This is a genomic window from Pseudomonas sp. H26/SER47-MNA-CIBAN-0231 (genome assembly GCF_040310465.1).
Lineage (GTDB): Bacteria > Pseudomonadota > Gammaproteobacteria > Pseudomonadales > Pseudomonadaceae > Aquipseudomonas > Aquipseudomonas atacamensis.
In genome coordinates this window covers 199420-219721 of record NZ_JBEOPW010000008.1, presented here as the reverse complement: position 1 = coordinate 219721, position 20302 = coordinate 199420, and the positions used below count along the sequence as shown (strand labels likewise).

14 protein-coding genes are annotated in these 20302 nt (G+C 61.4%); 1 reads left to right on the top strand and 13 read right to left on the bottom strand.

The annotated features are described in order from the left end of the window. The first annotated feature begins 1 nt into the window (after nt 1). A complete protein-coding gene (glgB, locus tag AAEZ10_RS15175) occupies nt 2–2233 on the top strand; it encodes a 1,4-alpha-glucan branching protein GlgB (RefSeq protein ID WP_350569866.1) in 2232 nt (743 codons plus the stop codon). Nucleotides 2234–2361: 128 nt separating this feature from the next. Here glgB and AAEZ10_RS15170 read toward each other — a convergent pair whose 3' ends face one another. The 13 genes from AAEZ10_RS15170 to glgA all read right to left on the bottom strand — a co-directional run bounded on the left by AAEZ10_RS15170 (nt 2362) and on the right by glgA (nt 19729). Further along, entirely contained in the window at nt 2362–3414 is a 1053-nt protein-coding gene (locus AAEZ10_RS15170) for an autotransporter domain-containing protein (RefSeq protein WP_350569864.1), read from the bottom strand. A gap of 379 nt (nt 3415–3793) precedes the next feature. Further along, entirely contained in the window at nt 3794–4576 is a 783-nt protein-coding gene (locus AAEZ10_RS15165; RefSeq protein ID WP_016774637.1) for an endonuclease/exonuclease/phosphatase family protein, read from the bottom strand. Nucleotides 4577–4774: 198 nt separating this feature from the next. After that, the gene (locus AAEZ10_RS15160) at nt 4775–5533 is read right to left on the bottom strand and encodes a PIG-L deacetylase family protein (RefSeq protein WP_016774638.1); all 759 of its coding nucleotides are present in this window, start codon (nt 5531–5533) and stop codon (nt 4775–4777) included. Between the two features lie 178 nt (nt 5534–5711). Beyond that, nucleotides 5712–6371 carry a glycosyltransferase family 2 protein gene (locus AAEZ10_RS15155; protein ID WP_071172361.1) on the bottom strand — a complete coding sequence of 220 codons (660 nt, stop codon included), beginning with the start codon at nt 6369–6371 and terminating at the stop codon, nt 5712–5714. Next, on the bottom strand, nt 6368–6967 hold the full coding sequence (locus tag AAEZ10_RS15150; RefSeq protein ID WP_071172362.1) for a class I SAM-dependent DNA methyltransferase: 600 nt from the start codon (nt 6965–6967) through the stop codon (nt 6368–6370). The genes AAEZ10_RS15155 and AAEZ10_RS15150 overlap by 4 nt, the downstream gene beginning before the upstream one ends. Continuing rightward, nucleotides 6964–7722, bottom strand: coding sequence for a PIG-L deacetylase family protein (locus AAEZ10_RS15145; RefSeq protein ID WP_073474580.1), 759 nt, complete (start codon nt 7720–7722; stop codon nt 6964–6966). The genes AAEZ10_RS15150 and AAEZ10_RS15145 overlap by 4 nt, the downstream gene beginning before the upstream one ends. Beyond that, on the bottom strand, nt 7719–8717 hold the full coding sequence (locus tag AAEZ10_RS15140; protein WP_024012877.1) for an acyl-CoA dehydrogenase family protein: 999 nt from the start codon (nt 8715–8717) through the stop codon (nt 7719–7721). Before AAEZ10_RS15140 ends, AAEZ10_RS15145 begins: the two co-directional genes overlap by 4 nt. 1 nt (nt 8718) lies before the next feature. Continuing rightward, complete coding sequence (glgX, locus tag AAEZ10_RS15135) at nt 8719–10878, bottom strand: glycogen debranching protein GlgX (RefSeq protein WP_350569861.1); 2160 nt, start codon at nt 10876–10878, stop codon at nt 8719–8721. Between the two features lie 238 nt (nt 10879–11116). After that, nucleotides 11117–11455, bottom strand: coding sequence for a DUF2934 domain-containing protein (locus AAEZ10_RS15130; RefSeq protein WP_130929880.1), 339 nt, complete (start codon nt 11453–11455; stop codon nt 11117–11119). Nucleotides 11456–11476: 21 nt separating this feature from the next. Beyond that, a complete protein-coding gene (locus AAEZ10_RS15125; protein WP_350569859.1) occupies nt 11477–14251 on the bottom strand; it encodes a malto-oligosyltrehalose synthase in 2775 nt (924 codons plus the stop codon). Further along, a complete protein-coding gene (gene malQ, locus AAEZ10_RS15120) occupies nt 14248–16326 on the bottom strand; it encodes a 4-alpha-glucanotransferase (RefSeq protein WP_122698339.1) in 2079 nt (692 codons plus the stop codon). Before malQ ends, AAEZ10_RS15125 begins: the two co-directional genes overlap by 4 nt. After that, the gene (treZ, locus tag AAEZ10_RS15115) at nt 16323–18125 is read right to left on the bottom strand and encodes a malto-oligosyltrehalose trehalohydrolase (protein WP_122612248.1); all 1803 of its coding nucleotides are present in this window, start codon (nt 18123–18125) and stop codon (nt 16323–16325) included. The genes malQ and treZ overlap by 4 nt, the downstream gene beginning before the upstream one ends. A gap of 17 nt (nt 18126–18142) precedes the next feature. Further along, nucleotides 18143–19729: a glycogen synthase GlgA gene (gene glgA, locus AAEZ10_RS15110; RefSeq protein ID WP_016774645.1), complete on the bottom strand. Its 1587-nt coding sequence runs from the start codon at nt 19727–19729 to the stop codon at nt 18143–18145. Nucleotides 19730–20302: the final 573 nt, after the last annotated feature.

Here is a 20302-nt window from a genome sequence, read left to right as displayed (position 1 = left end):
CATGAGTTTCTCGAACAAGGAACAGGGTGTGGTAAAGGAAGCATTGTTACCCTCGGCACGCGACATTGATGCCTTGGTACGCGCCGAACATCAGGACCCGTTTTCCATTCTCGGCCCACACGGCGATGGCGGCGGTGGGCAATTCATCCGCGCTTATCTGCCCGGTGCGCTGAGTGTGGCGGTGCTGGACAAGGACAGCGGCGAAGAGCTTGGCCCGCTGGAGATGACCGAGACGCCGGGGCTGTTTGTCGGCCATTTCGATCAGGCGCGACCGTACCTGTTGCGCACGCGCTGGGCCGGTGGCGAGCAGGTTGCCGAAGATCCGTACAGCTTTGGCCAGCTGCTGGGCGAAATGGATTTGTACCTGTTCGCCGAAGGCAATCACCGTGACCTCAGCGCTTGCCTCGGTGCACAGCTGAAAACCGTTGATGGCGTTGACGGCGTGCGCTTTGCCGTGTGGGCGCCGAATGCCCGCCGTGTGTCGGTGGTTGGCGATTTCAACGTCTGGGACGGTCGTCGTCACCCGATGCGCCTGCGCCATCCTTCGGGCGTGTGGGAGCTGTTCATTCCGCGTTTGCAAGCGGGGGAGTTGTACAAGTACGAAATCCTCGGCGCTCACGGCATTCTGCCGCTCAAGGCCGACCCGATGGCGCTGGCCACCAGCCTGCCACCGGACACCGCCTCGAAAGTCGCCTCGCCGTTGCAAATCGACTGGCAGGATCACGAGTGGATGAAGTCCCGTCAGGATCGCCAGCAGCGTTCCAAGCCTTTGTCGATCTACGAGTTGCACGCCGGCTCCTGGCAGTGCGAGCTGGATGATCTCGGCGAGGTTGCGCGCCAGTACACCTGGCCGGAACTGGCCGAGCGGCTGATTCCTTATGTGAAAGAGCTGGGATTCACCCATATCGAATTGATGCCGATCATGGAGCACCCGTTCGGTGGTTCCTGGGGTTATCAGTTGCTTTCGCAATTCGCACCGAGCGCGCGTTATGGCACGCCGGATCAGTTCGCCGCGTTCGTCAATGCCTGTCACCAGGCCGACATCGGTGTGATCCTCGACTGGGTACCGGCGCATTTCCCTACCGATACCCACGGTCTGGCGCAGTTCGACGGCACCGCGCTGTACGAGTACGGCAATCCGCTGGAAGGCTTCCATCAGGATTGGGACACCCTTATCTACAACCTCGGTCGCACGGAAGTGCACGGATACATGCTGGCCTCGGCGCTGCACTGGCTGAAACACTTCCATATCGACGGCCTGCGTGTCGATGCGGTGGCCTCAATGCTGTATCGCGACTATTCGCGCAAGGCTGGCGAATGGGTGCCGAACCGCCACGGCGGGCGGGAGAACCTGGAGGCCATCGACTTCCTGCGTCATTTGAACGACGTGGTTGAACTGGAAGCGCCGGGTGCGCTGGTGATTGCCGAAGAGTCCACCGCATGGCCGGGCGTCAGCCAGAGCACCCAGCAGGGCGGATTGGGCTTTTCCTACAAATGGAACATGGGCTGGATGCACGATTCGCTGCACTACATCCAGCAGGACCCGGTGTACCGCGCCCATCACCACAACGAGTTGAGCTTTGGTCTGGTCTACGCCTGGTCGGAACGCTTCATCCTGCCGATTTCCCACGACGAAGTGGTGCACGGCAAGCACTCGTTGATCGACAAGATGCCTGGCGACCGTTGGCAGAAGTTCGCCAACCTGCGTGCTTATCTGAGCTTCATGTGGACGCATCCGGGCAAGAAGCTGCTGTTCATGGGCTGCGAGTTTGGCCAATGGCGCGAGTGGAACCACGATCAGCAACTGGACTGGTACCTGCTGCAGTACTCCGAGCACAAAGGTGTGCAGAAACTGGTTGGCGATCTCAACCGGCTGTATCGCGAAGAGCCGGCGCTGCACGATCAGGACGATGCGCCGCAGGGCTTCCAGTGGTTGATTGGCGATGATGCGATCAACAGCGTTTACGCGTGGTTGCGCTGGAGCAAGGATGGCTCGCCAGTGCTGGTGGTTGCCAACTTCACCCCGGTACCGCGCCAGGCGTATCGGGTCGGCGTGCCGTTTGCCGGGCGCTGGACCGAGCTGTTCAACAGTGACGCCGACATTTACGCCGGCTCCAACTATGGCAATGGCGGCGGAGCGTTGACCGAAGAAGTGCCAAGCCATGGTCAATCGTTGTCGCTGGAACTGAATCTTCCGCCGTTGGCGGTGTTGATTCTCAAGCCGCAGGGCTGATCCAGGAACAGTAAAACTGTGGGAGCGGGCTTGCCCGCGATGAGGCCGTCACATTCAGCATCTTTGTTGACTGACACGCCGCCATCGCTGGCAAGCCAGCTCCCACAGGGTTTTCGGTAGTCTGGAGATCACCAGCGCATCCGCACGCCGAGACTGCCGATAATGCCGTTCAGGTCATTGTCATCCACATCGCTGCTGTAATCGGCGCTCATGTACAGGCTTACCGCCGGTGTGACCCGCGCCACCAGGCCCAAACCCAACTCCACTGTTGAAGACTTGCGGCTGCTGCTGATCTTGTCGACCTGATCGAGCGTCACCGTGCTGCCGGTGTAAACGGTGTGCCAAAGGTTGGTGCGCACGTAGGGTTCGACAGGCAACCCGTTCAAGTCATAACTGCCTTTCAATCGCGCACCGACGCGGCCACTCCACGCGGTCAGGTCGGTGGAAGAAGCATTACCCGAGCCGGCATAAGGCGCGTCGAGACTGATGCGCTGGTTGATCAGTTGTGCCTGCGGCTCGACCACCCAGTTTTCACTCAAGCCGATCGGGTAACCGCCTTCGACGGAAAAGGTCATCGCATTGCCTTCGGTGGCTTGCCGGTTACCTTGCGCGGTCCGACTGAAACCGCTGACCCGACCGCCGCTGGCCGACAGGTCGACGTGCCAGCCTTGCGCACCCACCAGACTGTAATAGGCGCCGAGGCTCTGGCCTTGCAGGTTGAGGCTGTCAGTGTTGCGGTCGGCGAGGGCACGTCGGGTCAGCGCACCATCGGCATTCAACTGAATCTGATTATCGCCACCGATCAGGCCAAGGGTCTGGGTGGCGCCGTTGCTGCTTTTCAAGGTAACCACCGCCGGGCCTTTGAACTCGCTACCGGGCATCGCGTAACCGGAGGACAGCGCATCAGTCTGCGCGCGCCGAGCGCTCCTGCCGTACAGCTCATCCCATGCGGAGGGCGCGAGATCCTCGGTGATCAGGCGCGAACTCTGCTGACTCAATGGCAGCGGTCCGGGCGTTATCACGGTCACTGGCAAGGTCATCACAGGGACATCGGCGCGATACCACGCGGGTTCATCCGCCGAAAATTCCGCATGCGCCTCCATGGACGAACACAGCAACAGTGAACCTGACACTGTGCAAAGGGTGATTTTCAGTTCGTGTGGGGTCAGTGAAGTTTTCATGGAGGTCTACCTTGCAAGCGCATGCGTCATCTCGTGTTTGGCGTCTCTCCTACCCCGAACGAGGGGCGACCGAATAGAGCGGGGCGAACCGCGGCTGCTCGATTTCGCGAGTGCCGGAAGGTCAGCCCCAGTAGTGATTCCGGGGGTAGTAAGGTAGAGATAAGAAGAGTGACGCCTGCGCGTCAAGAAAATGCACGATGAATGGCGCGCTTAAATCAGCCTTTGCAAGCGTTTGTTTTTCTGCACATAACTAAGTGTTTGTTTGCATGGAAAAACGCTTGCGAAGCAGGCGGCTGACGGTTTTTTGCCGCCGACGAAAGGTCCTCCCGAGCGTCAGTTGCCGGGAAGGCCTGTCATTTAATTGCTGTCAAAAACGCAGCTACAGGTGTACTTCAACTGCTAACGGCAAGTGATCGGAAAGATGCGTCCACGGCTTGTTGCCAAGAATCCTTGGATCGTGGCTACTGGCATTGCGCAAGTAGATCCGGTCAAGCCTCAGCAAGGGAAACCGCGCGGGATAGGTTTTCGCCGGGCGCCCATGATGGCGCTCAAAGGCTTCATGCAGATAATCGCGACGGGCGAGGGCGGCGTTGCCTTGCAACTGCCAGTCATTGAAATCGCCGGCAATAATCACTGGCGCATCGTCGGGCAGTGATTCAAGCAACTGGCAAAGCAGCTGCAACTGCAATTGCCGATGGCTTTCCAGCAGACTCAAATGCACACAGATTGCATGCACCTCGGCATGCCCAGGCACATCAAGAATGCAGTGCAACAGCCCGCGCCGTTCAGGCCCGGTGATCGACACGTCGAGGTTGCGATATTCGCGGATCGGGTATTTCGACAGCAGCGCGTTGCCGTGGTGGCCATCCGGGTAAACGGCGTTGCGCCCGTAGGCAAAATCGCTCCACATACTGTCGGCGAGGAATTCGTACTGCGACGTCTGCGGCCAGTCGTTGTAACGACTGGAATGGCGTTCGTGCTCACCCACCACTTCCTGCAGAAACACCAGATCGGCCGAGGTACTGCGCATCGCTTCGCGCAGCTCCGGTAGAACGAACCGCCGATTCAGCGCGGTGAAGCCCTTGTGGGTGTTGACCGTGAGTACCCGCAGGCGATGAATGACTGGCGCGTCGACCGCTTGACGCTTGGGATCGCTGGACACGTTCACTCCTCTGAATTGGGCCATGCCTGTTCATGCGACTGGTTTGAGGGGGTGGCAGTTCCTTCCGATGATTCACTGCTGGGCCAATGTGGGAGCGAGCCTGCTCGCGAAGACTTCATCACGTTCAATACATCTGACACATGACACACCGCTTTCGCGAGCAGGCTCGCTCCCACAGGTATGTTGAGCTTCCGCCGTTCAGAAGAAGACGATTTCATACGGCAAGCGCATCCGCTCCAGCAGCACCGGCGGCAGCAGCGGGGCGATGCCGATGGCCGGTTCGCCCTTGAGCTGGCTGGCGTAAGCGTGGGTGGCGTGGCTCTTGCGCGCGACTGTCCAGGTGTCAAGACGCAGCTTGCGCGCGCGTTCCCAGGGAATCATTTGCTGCTCGCGCTCCGGCCAGTGCCAGGCCCACACCGGCACATCGTGGTAGGTCGCCCCGGCCTTCTGCGCCGCGTCGAAACTGGCGCGGCCAACCACTTCGTGATCCGGCGGGCCGTCCTTGCGCCAGGTACTGAACACTACGTCGCCCGGTCGCAGGTAACGGCCGATGAACTCGGTGAGCTGGCTTTGCTGATCACTCAGTGCATTGTCAGTAAAGCCGCCGCGCACCCACTTCAGGCTGTGCATGGGCAGGCCGAGGCGGCGCAGGGCTTCGACGCTTTCCTGCGGGCGGAACACGCTCAGACGTTGTTCCGACCACTGGCGCGAGCCGGGGTGGCTGGCGCTACCGTCGGTAATCGAGAGCAATTGCAGGGGATGGCCAAGGCTGGAGAGCAATTGCAGCAGACCGCCGCAAGTGACCACTTCGTCGCCCGGATGCGGCGCGATGACCACGGCGCGGGCGCCGGCGGGTACCAGGCTGTGGGTGTTGATGACGGGAATATTGTCGAGTTGCGGCGCGCTGTTCCAGATCTGTGCCGGCAGGCCGTGTTCGTTGAGTAATGACGATTTCATGAGTGCGACGTCCTTGTGGTATCTCGCCCTCAGTCGTGAGCAGCCAACGCTGATCGCGGCCCGTGAAGGCAAATGAATAGCAACGGTGCAGCGCTCCAACCCTTGGATTACTGCGAGGCAGAGTATTGCTCAAGACAGCCGATTCGTCGCGTCACAGATCAATCTGATCCGTAATTTTTTATTCCAGCTGTGCCAGATTGCGCAGAAAGTCACCGAACCCGCCCTTGGCCCGACTGTCGAGACGGGCGCTGGTGTGCACTTGCGGACGGTGACTCCAGGCGATATTGGCGCCGCTGCGCTCCAGCGCACGCACCAGTTGCACATCCTCGTCACAGGTCAGCGGTTTGAAACCGCCGGCCAGACGATAAGCCTCGGCACTGACACCGAGGTTGGCGCCGTGAATGTGCCGATGGCCATCGCGGGCCTGATAGTGATGGTGATAGCGAATCTGCGCCGCCTCATCGATCGATTCGTGCCAGTGCTCGACAGTGACCGTGCCGCACACAGCATCAGCCTCCAGCCCCAGTTGCGCCACCAGCCAGTCATCGGCGACGCGGCTGTCGGCGTCGGTGCAGGCGATCCAGCGGGCACCGCGCTCGAGCAACAGGCGCGCACCGGTGGCGCGGGCTTCGCCAACGTTGCGCGCATCGATCTGCAAGCTGAGCACTGGATAAGCGCTGACGATCTGCGCCGAGCCATCGCTGCAACTGTCGAGCACCACCAGTATTTCCACCGGCTCGCCGGCCAGTTGTGCATGCTGGCTGGCGCGCAACGCTGCATGCAGGCATTCATCAAGCAGCGCCTCTTCGTTGTGCGCGGGAATCACGATACCGATCAACGCAAGCCCTCCAGGGCCGCCACCGAGCGTGGCTCGCGGCTCCACAGTTCGAGAATGAAATCCGCTTCCTGATGCAGCACAAGACGCGGCAAAGCCAACTGATCGTGGATCTGATCGTGGACCTGCCGTGCATTCAACGGACAGCCCTCGATCGGCGGGCGCCAGTGGCAGGCCAGCAATTGGCCGTCGGCGGTCAGCGATTCACTGATCCGGCGGATCATTTCTGTCAGATCTTTTTCGTCGAGGTAGTAGCCGACTTCGCTGAATACAATCAGGTCGAATTTTTCCTCGGGCCAGTCAGCCGGAAGGCGGCCCTGACGGACTTCGGCATGCTCGAACACGCTCAAGCGCGTACGCGCCAGCTTCACCGCCGCGCTCGCCGTGTCGCAGCACAACAGGCGGTCGCAGCGCGGAGCCAGTTCTGCACTCAGTTCGCCGTTGGCGCAACCCGGTTCGAACACCGACCTGTAGCGCGGACGCGGCAGGGCGGCGAGGGTGATTGCGCGCTTGCGCTGTTCGTACCAGCGCTGGCGGAACGCCCATGGGTCGTCATTGCCCGCGAACAGGCCGTCGAAATAGCGGTCATCGACGCTCACAGGAACACCACTTCAAAAGGTTGCAGCAAACGATCAAGCACATAGGGAGCGAGCACCGGCCCGAGCCCGACGTCGCGGTCGCCTTCCAGCTGGCTGGCGAACGCGTGGGCCGCGTGGCGTTTGCGCGCGATGTGCGTGGGTGACAGAAGAATCTTGCGCGCGCGTTCCCATGGCACCGAGGCGTCTTCCGGGGTTGCCCAGTGCCAGGTCCAGACCGGAAGTTCATGGCAGGTCGCACCGACGCGTCGCGCCGCCTCGACACTGGCGCGGCCGACGGCCTCGTGATCGCTGTGACCGTCCTGGCGCCAGGTAGTGAAAACCACATCACTGGCATGCAGATAACCGGCGATGAATTCGCTCAACTCGGTTTCCTGCGCCGCCACTTGGGTATCGGTAAAACCGCCGCGCAGCCATTTCAGACTGTGCATCGGCAAGCCGAGGCGCCGCAGGGCTTCGGCTGATTCCTGCGGACGCACCACGCTCAATCGCTCGACTGTCCAGCGCTGCGAGCCGGGGTGACTGGCGCTGCCATCGGTGACCGAAATCAACTGCAACGGCCGTCCGGCTGCCGCCAGCAACTGCATGATGCCGCCGCAACCGAGCACTTCGTCATCCGGGTGCGGCGCGATGATCACCGCTCGCGAGCCCAGCGGTACCAAGTCAAGAATGTCGATGGCCGGCAGCTCGGCCAGACGCCGCGAAGCCTGCCATTGCTGCAATGAAGTGCCTTGGCCGACGATCGGGTTGTCCTTCATAGCGCCCAGACCTCGCAGGACTGACCAGCAATCTGCTGGCCCAGTGCAGCAAGGTCGCGTTCGGCATGACTCTGGCGCAGAAACACCGGCAGGTCGGCACTCAACCTGGCGAAATGCCGATCCTGACAGAACGGCCCGGCACCCAGCGCCCGGCCGACTTCGCGCATCACCTGTTCGGCAGACTGTTCGACCACCGCGCGGGCGCGACGAGCAAGCAATTCAGCGTCGGCCTCGGGTTGCGCATCGATTTGCAGCGCGCTGAAGCGCAACACATCGGCTGCCGCTTGCAGTGCTGTGTCAGTCGCACCGAGATGGGCGAGGGCGTGCGGTTCATCGCGTTGCGCGCAATGCTGACGCAGCCCTTCGGCAATCCGCCGTGAAGCGCCGTACCAGCAAGCGGCGATACCGATCCCGCCCTGCCAGAACCCCGGCCGTTGCAGGTAATCACCGGGGTTGCCAATGGCCTGCGCTTCGGCGTTGTCGAACAGCACTTCAACGCTGCCGGTGGCCGCCATGCCCACCGCTTGCCAGCCTTGATCGGTGATGGTCACGCCAGGTTGATCGAGTGCGACTGCAACCAATTGCTGCTGACCGTCCGCGTCCCATGCGGTAAGCAAGGCGTGGCTGAGCACCGCAGCGCCAGAGCACCAGGCCTTGCGCCCGTTCAGCGTCACCATATGCCCGGCCGGCGTGACTTTCACCCGTGCCTGCGGCGGTTCGGCGGCCCACATGCCCCACGTACTGCCCGGGGTTGGCGTACCGCCCAATTGCTCGATGATCGCCAGCGCGTCGGTGTGGCCCTCATAGAGTTTGCACAGGCCTAAATCGTGTCCACCGACTTCCGATAGACGCTGAAAGCGCTCCAGCGTGTGACCGCTGCCGGGCAACGGCAAGCGGTCGAGGCCGGCCTCGACCATTGCCCGCAGGCAACGGCCGAGGGCGTTGGTGTCGGCGTAATCTGGCGGACGGCGGGCCAGATAATGTTGAAAGTCCATATCAATCTTCTTCGTCACGTTGCAGTTCGAACAACAGCAACGAACGCCCGGTCACCGAATATTCATGGCCGAAGTCAAAGCGCTCCTGGCCGCGAATCGACGGCTGATTGGTGTCGATCATGCAGGTCCAGAAGCCGCCATCCGGCACTTCCGGCAGGGTGAAGATGACGATGTCGTGGTGTGCGTTGACCACCAGCAACAGGGTCGCGTCGGCGCCTTTGCGGCGGATGCCGGTTTCCTGCGCGCGACCGTCGAGCAGCATCCCGAGGCAGCGGTTGTGCGCATCGTGCCAGTGCTCGGTGGTCATCTCGGTGGCGTCCGGTGCCAGCCAGGTCACGTCCTTGACGCCGATGTCTTCGTTGTACTCGCCGACCAGGAAGCGTCCGCGACGCAGGATCGGATAAGTCAGGCGCAGCTTGATCAGGCGTTTGACGAACTTGAGCAGGGCCTTGCCGTCCTCGCTCAGGTCCCAGTTGACCCAGCCGATCTCGCTGTCCTGGCAATAGGCGTTGTTGTTGCCGTCCTGAGTGCGGGCGAACTCGTCACCGGCAACGATCATCGGCGTACCTTGGGCCAGCAGCAGGGTGGCGAAGAAGTTGCGCATCTGCCGATGACGCAGTGCGTTGATTTCCGGATCGTCGGTCGGGCCTTCGACGCCGTGGTTCCACGACAGGTTGTTGTTACTGCCGTCCTGGTTGTTCTCGTCGTTGGCTTCGTTGTGCTTGTCGTTGTACGACACCAGATCGTTGAGAGTGAAACCGTCGTGGGCGGTGATGAAGTTCACCGACGAATACGGCCGGCGCCCGCGCTGGTTGAACATCTCGCCGGAAGCGGTCATGCGGCTGGCGAAATCGGCAAGCTGAGCGTCGTCACCTTTCCAGAACGCACGCACGGTGTCGCGGAATTTGTCGTTCCACTCAACCCAGCCCGGCGGAAAGTTGCCGACCTGATAACCGCCGGGACCGCAGTCCCACGGCTCAGCGATCATCTTCACCTGACGCAGCACCGGGTCCTGACGGCAGGCGACGAGGAAGCTGTGGCGCTCGTCGAAACCATCGTGGTAACGGCCAAGAATGGTTGCCAGGTCGAAGCGGAAACCGTCAACGTGCATCTCACTGGCCCAGTAGCGCAGGGAGTCGGTGACCATTTGCAGCACGCATGGGTGACTCAGGTCCAGGGTGTTACCGGTGCCGGAATCGTTGATGTAGTAGCGCTTGTCGTCGGGCATCAAGCGGTAGTAGGAGGCGTTGTCGATACCGCGCATCGACAGGGTCGGACCTTGCTCGTTGCCTTCGGCGGTGTGGTTGTAGACCACGTCGAGAATCACTTCGAGGTTGGCATCGTGCAGATGCGCGACCATTTCCTTGAATTCGGCAATCTTGCCACTGGCCAGATAACGCGGGTCCGGAGCGAAGAACGCGATGCTGTTGTAGCCCCAGTAGTTGGTCATGCCCTTTTGCAGCAGATGCTGATCGTTGACGAAAGCATGGATCGGCAGCAATTCGACAGACGAAACACCGAGCTTGCGAATGTGCTCGAGCACGTCGTCGACCATCAGACCGCCGAAAGTGCCACGCAGGTTTTCCGGCACCGACGGGTGACGCATGCTGATGCCGCGCACGTGGGTTTCATAGATGATGGTCTTGTCCCACGGCACGCTGACGCGATGGTCGTTGCCCCAGGTGTGCGCCGGGTCGATGACCTTGCACTTGGGCACGAATGGCGCGCTGTCCCGTTCATCGAAACTGAGGTCGGCGTCGGGGTGGCCGATGGTGTAGCCGAACAGCGCCTCCGACCATTTCAGCTCGCCGACCAATTGCTTGGCGTACGGGTCGATCAGCAGTTTGTTGTGGTTGAAGCGGTGACCATTGGCCGGGTCATAAGGACCATATACGCGGTAGCCGTAGATCAAGCCAGGATGCGCATCCGGCAGGTAGCCGTGGTAGATCTCATCGGTGTATTCCGGCAGCTCGATGCGTTCGAGCTCGACCTCGCCGGCATCGTCGAAAATGCACAGCTCGACCTTGGTGGCGTTGGCGGAAAACAGAGCAAAGTTCACCCCCAGACCATCCCAGGTCGCACCGAGCGGGAAGGGCAGGCCTTCACGGATTCTCGACGGCTCGGCGTGCGCAGCGGGTTCGGCTTTCTTTGGACGGGTCATGATTGCTCCTGCAAAAAACGGGACAGTTCAGGCAATGAGATTTCCTGGTGGGAGCGAGCTTACTCGCGAAAGCGCCGGCATATCCGACATCTTCGGGAACTGACCTAGCGCTTTCGCGAGCAGGCTCGCTCCCACAGGATTGTGTGTTTTTCCCAATAAGGGGCTTTCTTCGGGGCGCAAGAACCCCTTGTGGCGAGCACGCTCGCCACACAGTCATTCAGTTCAAAAATGGATCGGGTCAGTTCGCCGGAGGCTTCTTCGCGGCTCGCGGCTTTTTCTCGGCAGCCTTTTCGCCCGGCGGGACTACTTTGGGCGTGGCCGCCGGCTTGGCTTTCGTTGCCGGTTTGGCTTTGGCGGTTGCCGGAGTCTTGCCGTCGGTGCTTTTCGCTGCTGCGGCTGTAGTCTTGCCAGCCACTTTGCTGCCCGCCGCTTTCGGTGGCTTCTTCGGTGCCAGCGCTTCGGCCTCGGCCAGCTTGCGCGCCATTTCCCAATGACGTTCTTCGTGGCCTTCAGGTTTCCCTTCCGACTCCCAGATCTGATAGGCGAATTCGCGAATGCGTTTATCGTCGGTGCTCATCGCAATGCTCCTGAACTGAACTCATGCTTGTGTTAAGTGTTGGATAAAGAGATTGACCGGGACATCCCCCAGCGCTTCGCTGACATTCAGCTCCCTGTTTTGTGTGACTACGCTGCTTGCAAAAAGTCCCTTCAGGTTTGCATCCGAAGCGGCAGACGGTAAAACCACCCGCGTATCGCCCCAGCGCAGCGCATCGACCTGCGGGATGGCACTGTTTTCCAGCAACGTCGCGCAACGCACCGGCACTACGACAATGGCCCGCACGCCTTCGTGTTCACGCGCGAATGCCAAGACGTTGTGCGCCTGACTGCCCAGCACTTCCAATGGCTGGTAATCGCCACGACGGAACAACTCGCTGTGTTCCTTGCGCAGGTTCAACACCTCACTGATCAGCGCCTGTTTGATGCGCCCGTCACGCCAATCCTTGAGCAGTTCGGTACCCGGCACGGATGCCTGCAACGCTTGCTCGCGAGCGGCGTAATCCACCGGGCGGCGGTTGTCCGGGTCGACCAGACTGAAGTCCCAGTACTCGTTGCCCTGGTACAGATCCGGCACACCCGGTACGGTCATGCGCAGCAAGGTTTGCGCCAGCCCGTTGAGCGCGCCGGCAGCGGCGATGCTGTTGACGGTCTTGCTCAGCGCCGCACGCAGCAACTCGCCTTCTTCACCGGTCAGCAGCTTTTCCGTGAACGCCTGTGCTGCGTTTTCATAAGCTTCGTTCGGCGCGCTCCAGCTGCTCTGCAGCTTGGCTTCGCGCAGGGCTTTCTGTTGCCACTGCCAGATGCGCTTGGCGTAATCGGCGAAACCGGCCTGGTCATCGTCCTGCAGGTCCAGCGGCCAACTGCCGAGCAATGCCTGATAGAGGATCAGTTCGTCGCCAGCGGAAGGCGCGTCATCTTCGATGCGCACCGGGCGGGCGAGGGCGCGCCACAGTTCGACCTGATCGGCGTACCAATGGCTGCGCTCGCTGAGTACGGCCAACCGGGCGCGGGTGTCTTCGCCGCGCTTGTGGTCATGGGTGGCAGTCGCGAGCAGGTTGTCAGGAAACTCGGCCATGCGCTGTTGATTGACTTCGTGGAACTCGCTGACCGGCGCGCTGAACTGCTCGGTGTTGTAACCGACATCATTGCGCGACAGCAGCACCGCCGAGCGATACAGCGCGGTATCTTCCACGGCCTTGGCCGCCGCCGGCGAAGTCAGTTGCTGGAAACGCACGCAGGCATGCTTGAGGATCTTGCGCGAGCGCCCACGCGGCTTGCGGCGCCATGGCGTGCCGCCGAGCCAGCTGGCGACCGAGTCGAGCACCGGCCAGTCGGCTTCGCTGAGGGTTTGCCGCGCACCGTCCATGGCATGCTGAAAAATCGCTTCGTCCTGCTCGGACCGGCCCATGGCGCTGATGTAAGTGCGATAAACCGGGAAGTGCACGATCAGCGCATGCAGCACGCGGCGAATCGCGCCCAAGGTCAGGTCGCGGGTCATCAAGTCATCCCGTGCGACTTGATGCAGGGCTTGCGCGACACTTTCAAAGTCGCTGGCCAGCGAGCCGTTGAGGATCTGCTGACGGGCCAGTTGCGCTTCTTCCATGAACGCAGCCGGGCGCTCAGTGCGGCGCTGCCAGAGTTCGCCGAGCACGTGTTCGCCGTCCGGGTCGTGTTGCAGCAGCGACAGCTGATTCATGAACTCGTAGCCGGTGGTGCCGTCGACGCTCCAGTCGCGGCGCAGGGTTTCGCCCTCGCCGAGGATCTTCTCGACATAGATCGGCAGATGACGCCCCGGCGCCAAGTGATCAAGGCGACGGCGCAATTTGCGGCAGTAGCCACGCGGGTCGGCGAGGCCGTCGATGTGGTCGATGCGCAAGCCGTCGACCAGACCTTCTTCGACTAATTGGAAGATTTTGCCGTGGGTCGCTTCGAACACCGCCGGACGCTCGACGCGCAGGCCGCCAAGCTCGTTGATATCGAAGAAGCGCCGCCAGTTGATGTCGTCCGCCGCCGTGCGCCAACTGGCCAGGCGATAGCTTTGCCGCTCGAGCAACTCATGGAGCTTGTGGAAGCCCTCGTCGGTGGTCGAATCGTATTGAGCAACATTGCTTTCGATGGTGGCCAAAACACGCGGATCGCTTGCCAGCTCGCGCAGCTCCTGCTTGAGCGGCATCGCCAGCGAATGTGCGTCGGTCTGGTAGCTGAGTGTGCTGAAGCGATCTGCCAGAGACTTCAGCGTGTCGTCGGACTTGAGCAGCTCGCCATAGTTGTTCGGGCAGATCGGGAAATGGTGGTCGTAATGCTCGACGTAAAAAGTCCCGGTCTGCGCGTTGAATTTCAGCTTCAGCGTGCCTTCCTGCAACGCCACGCCGTAATCACTGCCAAGGAACGGCAGCAGCAACTGGCCTTCCATCAACGGGTCCGGCGAGTGCCACTGAATGTCGAAGAATTCGCCGTACGGGCTCAGGCGTCCCCATTCGAGCAGGTCGAGCCACCACGGGTTGTCATTGCCGCCCACGGCCATGTGGTTGGAAACGATGTCGAGGATCAGGCCCATGTTGTGTTCACGCAGGGTGCTGACCAGTCGGCGCAATGCCGGCTCGCCGCCCAGCTCAGGGTTGACCTGGGTCGGGTCGACTACATCGTAGCCATGCATGGAACCGGCGCGCGCCGCCAGCAGGGGCGAGGCGTAGATATGGCTGATGCCGAGGCGGGCAAAGTACGGCACCAGTGGCACCGCTTGTTCGAGGGTAAAACCCTTATGAAATTGCAGGCGCAAGGTGGCGCGCAGTGGCTGGATTTGCTGTTGATTCATTGGTCACGCTCAGAGGCTTGAAGGCGCGCGCAGGCCAGCAGTTCCAGGCGGCGGGCGGCATCGGGGCCGTCCAGCAACGCTTCGCTGGGACCGGGCAAACGTCGCGACCAGTTCGGATGTGAATCGGTGGTGCCAGGCAGATTCGGCTGTTCATCGATACCCAAGGCATCTTCCAGCGGCAGCAGGACCAGCGGCGCGCGGGTGTGGCCGAGGAAACGCACACTGGCATCGACCACTTGATCGGCTTCGTGGGACTCTTCGCGGAAGTTCTGCGGATCCTGGCGCAGCGCATCGCGCAGGCCTTCGCGTTCACGCTCACGATGCCGACGCCAGTCGATTTCGCCGTTGGCATCGACCAGACCCAGGCGTGCATTCCAGTCGATGTCACGACCATGCCACCAACCATTAAGTGTCGGCAGGTCATGGGTGCTGGTGGTCGCCAAGGCATCATCCGGCCAGTCAAGAATCGGTTTGAAACGGGTGTTGTCCTGTTCGAACAACAACACGCGCATGCCCAGAATCGAACGCGCGGCGAGTTTTTCCCGCAGGCCTTCCGGTACCGTGCCGAGGTCTTCGCCGAGCACAATGGCCTGATGCCGATGGGATTCCAGGGTCAGCAGGCGCAACATGTCGTCGAACGGGTAATACAGATAGGCGCCATCCGCCGGAGCGGCGCCGTTGGGAATCACCCACAGGCGTTGCAGGCCCATGACATGGTCGATACGCAAGCCACCGGCGTGGGCGAAGTTGGCGCGCAGCATGTCGATGAAGGCGCGGAAACCGTTGCGGATCAGCCCTTCCGGCGAGAACGCGGAAATGCCCCAGCCCTGGCCGCTGCGATTGAGGATGTCCGGCGGTGCGCCTACGGTCAGCGAGGCGAGCAATTCGTCCTGGAAACTCCAGGCCTGACTGCCAGCACCGTCAGCACCGACCGCGAGGTCGGCGATCAGACCGATCCCCATGCCAGCACTGCGCGCAGCAGTTTGGGCGCGTTCGAGGCAGCGATGGATCAGCCATTGGCAGAAGGCGAAATAACCGATGCGCTCGGCATATTCCTCGGCAAACGCGCCGAGCGCCGCGCCGCGTGGGTCGTGCCAGTGCTCTGGCCATTGGCGCCAGTCGAGGCTTTCGCCACGAGCAGCGCGCATTTCCTGAATCGCTTCGAAGCGGCAATGGTTCTCCAGCGCTTCGCCACCGGCATGGCGGAAACTGGCGAAGTCGGCGTGCAGCGGATGCTCGCCAGCGACGAAACCGTCATACAAGGCTTGCAGCAGTTTCTGCTTGGCTTCGGCAGCGGTCGGCCAGTCGATCAGCTTGAGATTTTCCAGCTGCTCGAACTGCGCGGCCAGGCCACTGGCATCAATTGCATCACGCAACGCGCGTTCGCCGAGAATGCTCCCCGGCGCGGCATACAGTGAATTGAGAAACAAACGACTGGACGGCGAATAGGGGCTGTAGCGGCCATTGTCGGCGCTGAACATCGCGTGCATCGGACTGATCGCCAGCGCATCGGCGCCACGTTCGCCCGCTACACGAACCAGTTCCTCCAGCGCCTGGGTGTCGCCAAAACCACCGTCACCCGGACGGCGCAGCGAATACAACTGGGCGCTCAGACCCCAGGCGCGCGGGATCGGGCTATCGACCGCATCGGCGACGCTGAAGCAGCGTTCAGGCGCCACGGCGAGCGTGAAATACTGATCGGCGATATGCACTTGCTGGTAACCGACCGGAATCAAGCCGGGCAACATGGCTTCGTTGTCCAGCTTCAGGTTCATCTGCGAGCCGTCTTCAAGATGGATTTCGCAGGGGGTTTCCGGTGAGAAGTAGCGACTCAGGTCGAGGGCAACGCCCACGTCGCAGGTCAGCAGGGGTGGCAAATGGCGGTCTTGCTGGACTTCTTGCAATTCCAGCAGGCTGGCATCGATTTCTTGCGCGGTGCTGGCGGGGTGGCCGAGTCCGATCAGGACATTGCGCAACACAGCGGGAGCGACTTTTTGCTGACGCCCGTTGGCGTCGATCCAGTCGACGGCAAGGCCGGCTCGACTGGCGAGTATTTCCAGTTGCGCATCGCTCATAGGCGCTCTCCATCCAGGGGGTGCATAACGGGTGCGGCCGTGAGGCTGACGAGCGCGGTGTACGCCGGCAGTTGGTTCGGGTCCGACAGCTCGATCGCGGCTGGCTGTTGAAACAGCCACTCGGTATCGGTCTGTGCAGGGTTGACCACTGGCGTGTCACTGAGGTTCAGGTCAATTCGCAGCTCACTGCCGTTGCCCAGTCGCCAGCGTGCGCTGACCGCGCCATAGCCGAGCATCTGCGCGCCAAGAGCCTGGGTCCCGGAGAGGTTGGGAATGATGTATTGGTGCCGCAACTTGAGCAGTTGCCGATAGAGCTCTTGGGTCTGCTGTTGCAATGGCGTGCCGCTGCCGGACAATCGCGGCTGCGAAGCGTGGAAAGTGCTTTCGGCATTCGGATCGGGGATCTGTTCGCGCTTGTGCGGATCGGTAAAGGCACTGAATGCGGCGAACTCGTTGCGCCGACCTTCACGCACCAGTTCCGCCAGTTCACCGTGGTGACTGGTGAAAAACAGGAACGGTTGCTCGGCGGCAAACTCGTCGCCCATGAACATCAGTGGAATCATCGGCGACAGCAGCAACAACACCGTCGCCGCTTGTACCGCACGCGGGTCGGCGAGCTGATGCAGGCGTTCGCCAAAGGCACGGTTGCCGATCTGGTCATGGTTCTGCAGGAACAGCACGAAAGCAGTGGAGGGCAGATGTTCGCTCGGCTCGCCGCGAGGTTCGCCATGGCGAGTGATGTGGCCCTGGAACACGAAGCCCTGACTCAGGCAGCGCACCAGTTGCTCGGTGGGCTGCGCAGCATAGTCAGCGTAATAGGCGTCGGTTTCGCCGGTCAGCAGCACGTGCAACGCGTTATGACCGTCGTCGTTCCACTGCGCGTCGTAATCGTTTTCCAGCAGACTCGACTGGTTCAGCTCGTTCTCGACGGTCAGCCAGACGTGCCGGGTCGGGTCTATCTGCTGGCGAATGCGTCGGGCCAGATCGCTGAGGAAGTCGGGATCTTCAATCGCGTGCACCGCATCCAGACGCAGGCCGTCGAAGCGGTATTCGAGCAGCCACATCAATGCGTTTTCGATGAAGAACTCACGCACTTCCGGACGGCGGAAATCGATCGCCGCGCCCCATGGCGTGTGCTTGTCCTCGCGGAAAAAGCCTTTGGCGTAACGATGCAGGTAGTTGCCATCGGGACCGAAGTGGTTGTAGACGACGTCGAGAATCACCGCCAGGCCATGGCCGTGGGCGGTGTCGATCAGGTGTTTGAGTTGTTCCGGTGTGCCGTAGGAGGCTTGCGGTGCATAGGGCAGCACCCCGTCATAGCCCCAGTTGCGATCACCGGGGAATTGCGCCAGCGGCATCAGTTCGATGGCGGTGATGCCCAGCGCCACCAGCCGCGCCAGATGCTGTTCGACTTCGGCAAATCCACCGAGCGCACCGACGTGCAGCTCGTAAATGACCGCCTCACTCCACGGCCGACCATTCCAGGTCGTGTGCCGCCATTGATAGGCATGGGGGTCGACCACCACGCTGTGGCGGTCAAGGTCACCATCCTGCGCTCTGGAGGCCGGGTCCGGCACCTCCAGTTCGCCATCGATGCAGTAACGGTAGCGACTGCCCGCCGGGCAATTGGCCTTGATTACAAACCAACCGTCGCCCTGAGGCAGCATGGGCAACGATTTTCCATCCTCCAGTTCCACACTGACGTAGAACGCGTCAGGCGCCCACAACGCAAATTGCGTGTGCTCGGCATCCAGCATGATCGCGCCGTGGGGCCAGGTTTCTTGGGTCCTTGACGGCATTTTCTGCAACTCCCTGGTTATTTGTGGCTGGCTTTACCCAACGCCTTGGCGACCAGTTGTTCGTAAAGTTCGGCGTACGGTTCAACCGCTTTGCTCCAGTTGAACGGTGCAGCCATGGCGCGGCAGCGCATGGCATTGAGCAGTTCCGGGAAGGCGAAGACCTTGAACGCGCGGCTCAGGGCTTCTTTATAGCTATCAACGGTGGACTCATCGAAGAGGAAACCGGTGACGCCGTTTTCGATGGTGTCGGCCAGACCGCCGGTGTTGCGCGCGACCGGCAGCGAGCCGAAACGCTGGGCGTACATCTGGCTCAGGCCGCATGGTTCGTAACGCGACGGCATCAGCAGGAAATCGCTGCCGGCGAACATGCGTCGGGCATCGGTTTCGTTGAAGCCGATGCGTACGCCGATCTGGCCAGGAAAGCGCAGGGCCAGTTCACGCATGGCTTGCTCTTCTTCCGGCTCGCCGCGACCAATGATCGCGATCTGACCACCGTTCTGCACGATGAATTCGGACACCGCTTCGGTGAGGTCGAGACCTTTCTGATAGACCAGGCGCGAAACCACGGCGAACAGTGGGCCGGTAGAGTCATTCAGGCCGAACAGCTCACGGACGTGGGCGGCGTTGACCGCTTTGCCTTCCCAGTCGCCGATGGCGAACGGGGCAAACAGGTGCGGGTCGGTCGCCGAATCCCAGCTCTCGTCGATGCCGTTCGGGATACCGCTGAGCAGGCCTTGCTGGGTCTTGGCGGCAAGGAAACCGTCGAGGCCGCAGCCGAAGTCCGGGGTGGTGATCTCTTGCGCATACGTCGCGCTGACGGTGGTGATGTGGCTCGAATAGGCCATGCCGGCCTTGAGGAACGACATCTTGCCGTAGAACTCCATGCCTTCCTGTTGCAGGGCATGGGTGGGAATCCCCAGCTCCGGGCAGGAACCGAGGCTGGTCACGCCCTGGTAGGCGAGGTTGTGAATGGTGAACAGCGTTGGCGTGCGCTGCCCGCGCCAGTGCATGTAAGCGGGCGCGAGGCCAGCCGGCCAGTCATGGGCGTGCACCAGATCCGGGCGCCAGTGAATTTGCGCAAGATTGGCGGCGATGTCGGCAGCGGCCAGGCCGAGACGGGCGAAGCGGATATGGTTGTCCGGCCAGTCGCGACCGTTGTTGGCGCCGTAAGGGCCACCTTCACGCTCGTAGAGTTCAGGGCAGATCAACACGTAGATCACCAGGCCATCGGGCATGTCCATGCGTCCGATCTTGCAAGGTGGCAGCGCAGCGTGGCCACCCAGCTCGCCGATGATGTGAATCGGGTTTTCGCTGTGCACCACTTGCGGATAACCGGGGATCAGCACCCGCACATCATGCAGATGGGCCATGGCCCGGGGCAGGGCGGCGGAGACGTCACCGAGGCCGCCGGTCTTGACCAGATCGGCGATTTCCGAAGTCACAAACAACACTTTTTTCTTGTTGGGATTCTGGCTTGCTACCGGAGCAAGCGTCTTGGTGCCGGGTACGTTGATCTGTCGGCTGCCGGGAACACTGATGGTGCTCGATTCTCCAAGCGACTGGTGAGCACGCTCTCCCTGAATATCCAATGCCGCACTGATCATATGTATCTCCCGTGTGTGATCTGATTCTTGTCTCGAACAAGCTGTTTCGTGGCCAAGTCCTGTGGCCGGGCGCAAAGGCGCCACGCATCGGTGAGCAAATGCTGACCCAACACGCGCAAGCAGAATGGGTGGTGAGGCCGTTGCAAGGATTACACCAGTCGCTTTCGCCCAGTTGTTCTGATGACCTGTGGCGTGAAGCAAAAGTTTCGACTTTTTTTCGTCGGTATGACCGAGTGGTTTGGCCACTGAAAAATCAGTCTAGGCCAGATCCTAGAGCGGGTCGGGGCAAATGGGTAAATTGTTCGACAATCGGTTGTGTCGGAATGTAAGCGAGGGTTCAGGAGGGGAAACGCTCCGACGAAGGGCATGTTTTTCGGTCGAAGTGGGCCAAAACGGTGACTGGGTAGTCACGGTTTTGCGCTAGGGGATGGGCCGGTTGCACCGTTGTGGTGCGAGGGTATTTCAGAGCGGTATCTGAGATGAGACCTTCGCGAGCAGGCTCGCTCCCACATTGGAACGCGTACAACCTGTGGGAGCGAGCCTGCTCGCGAAGAGGCCTGTTGCAGCAACTCA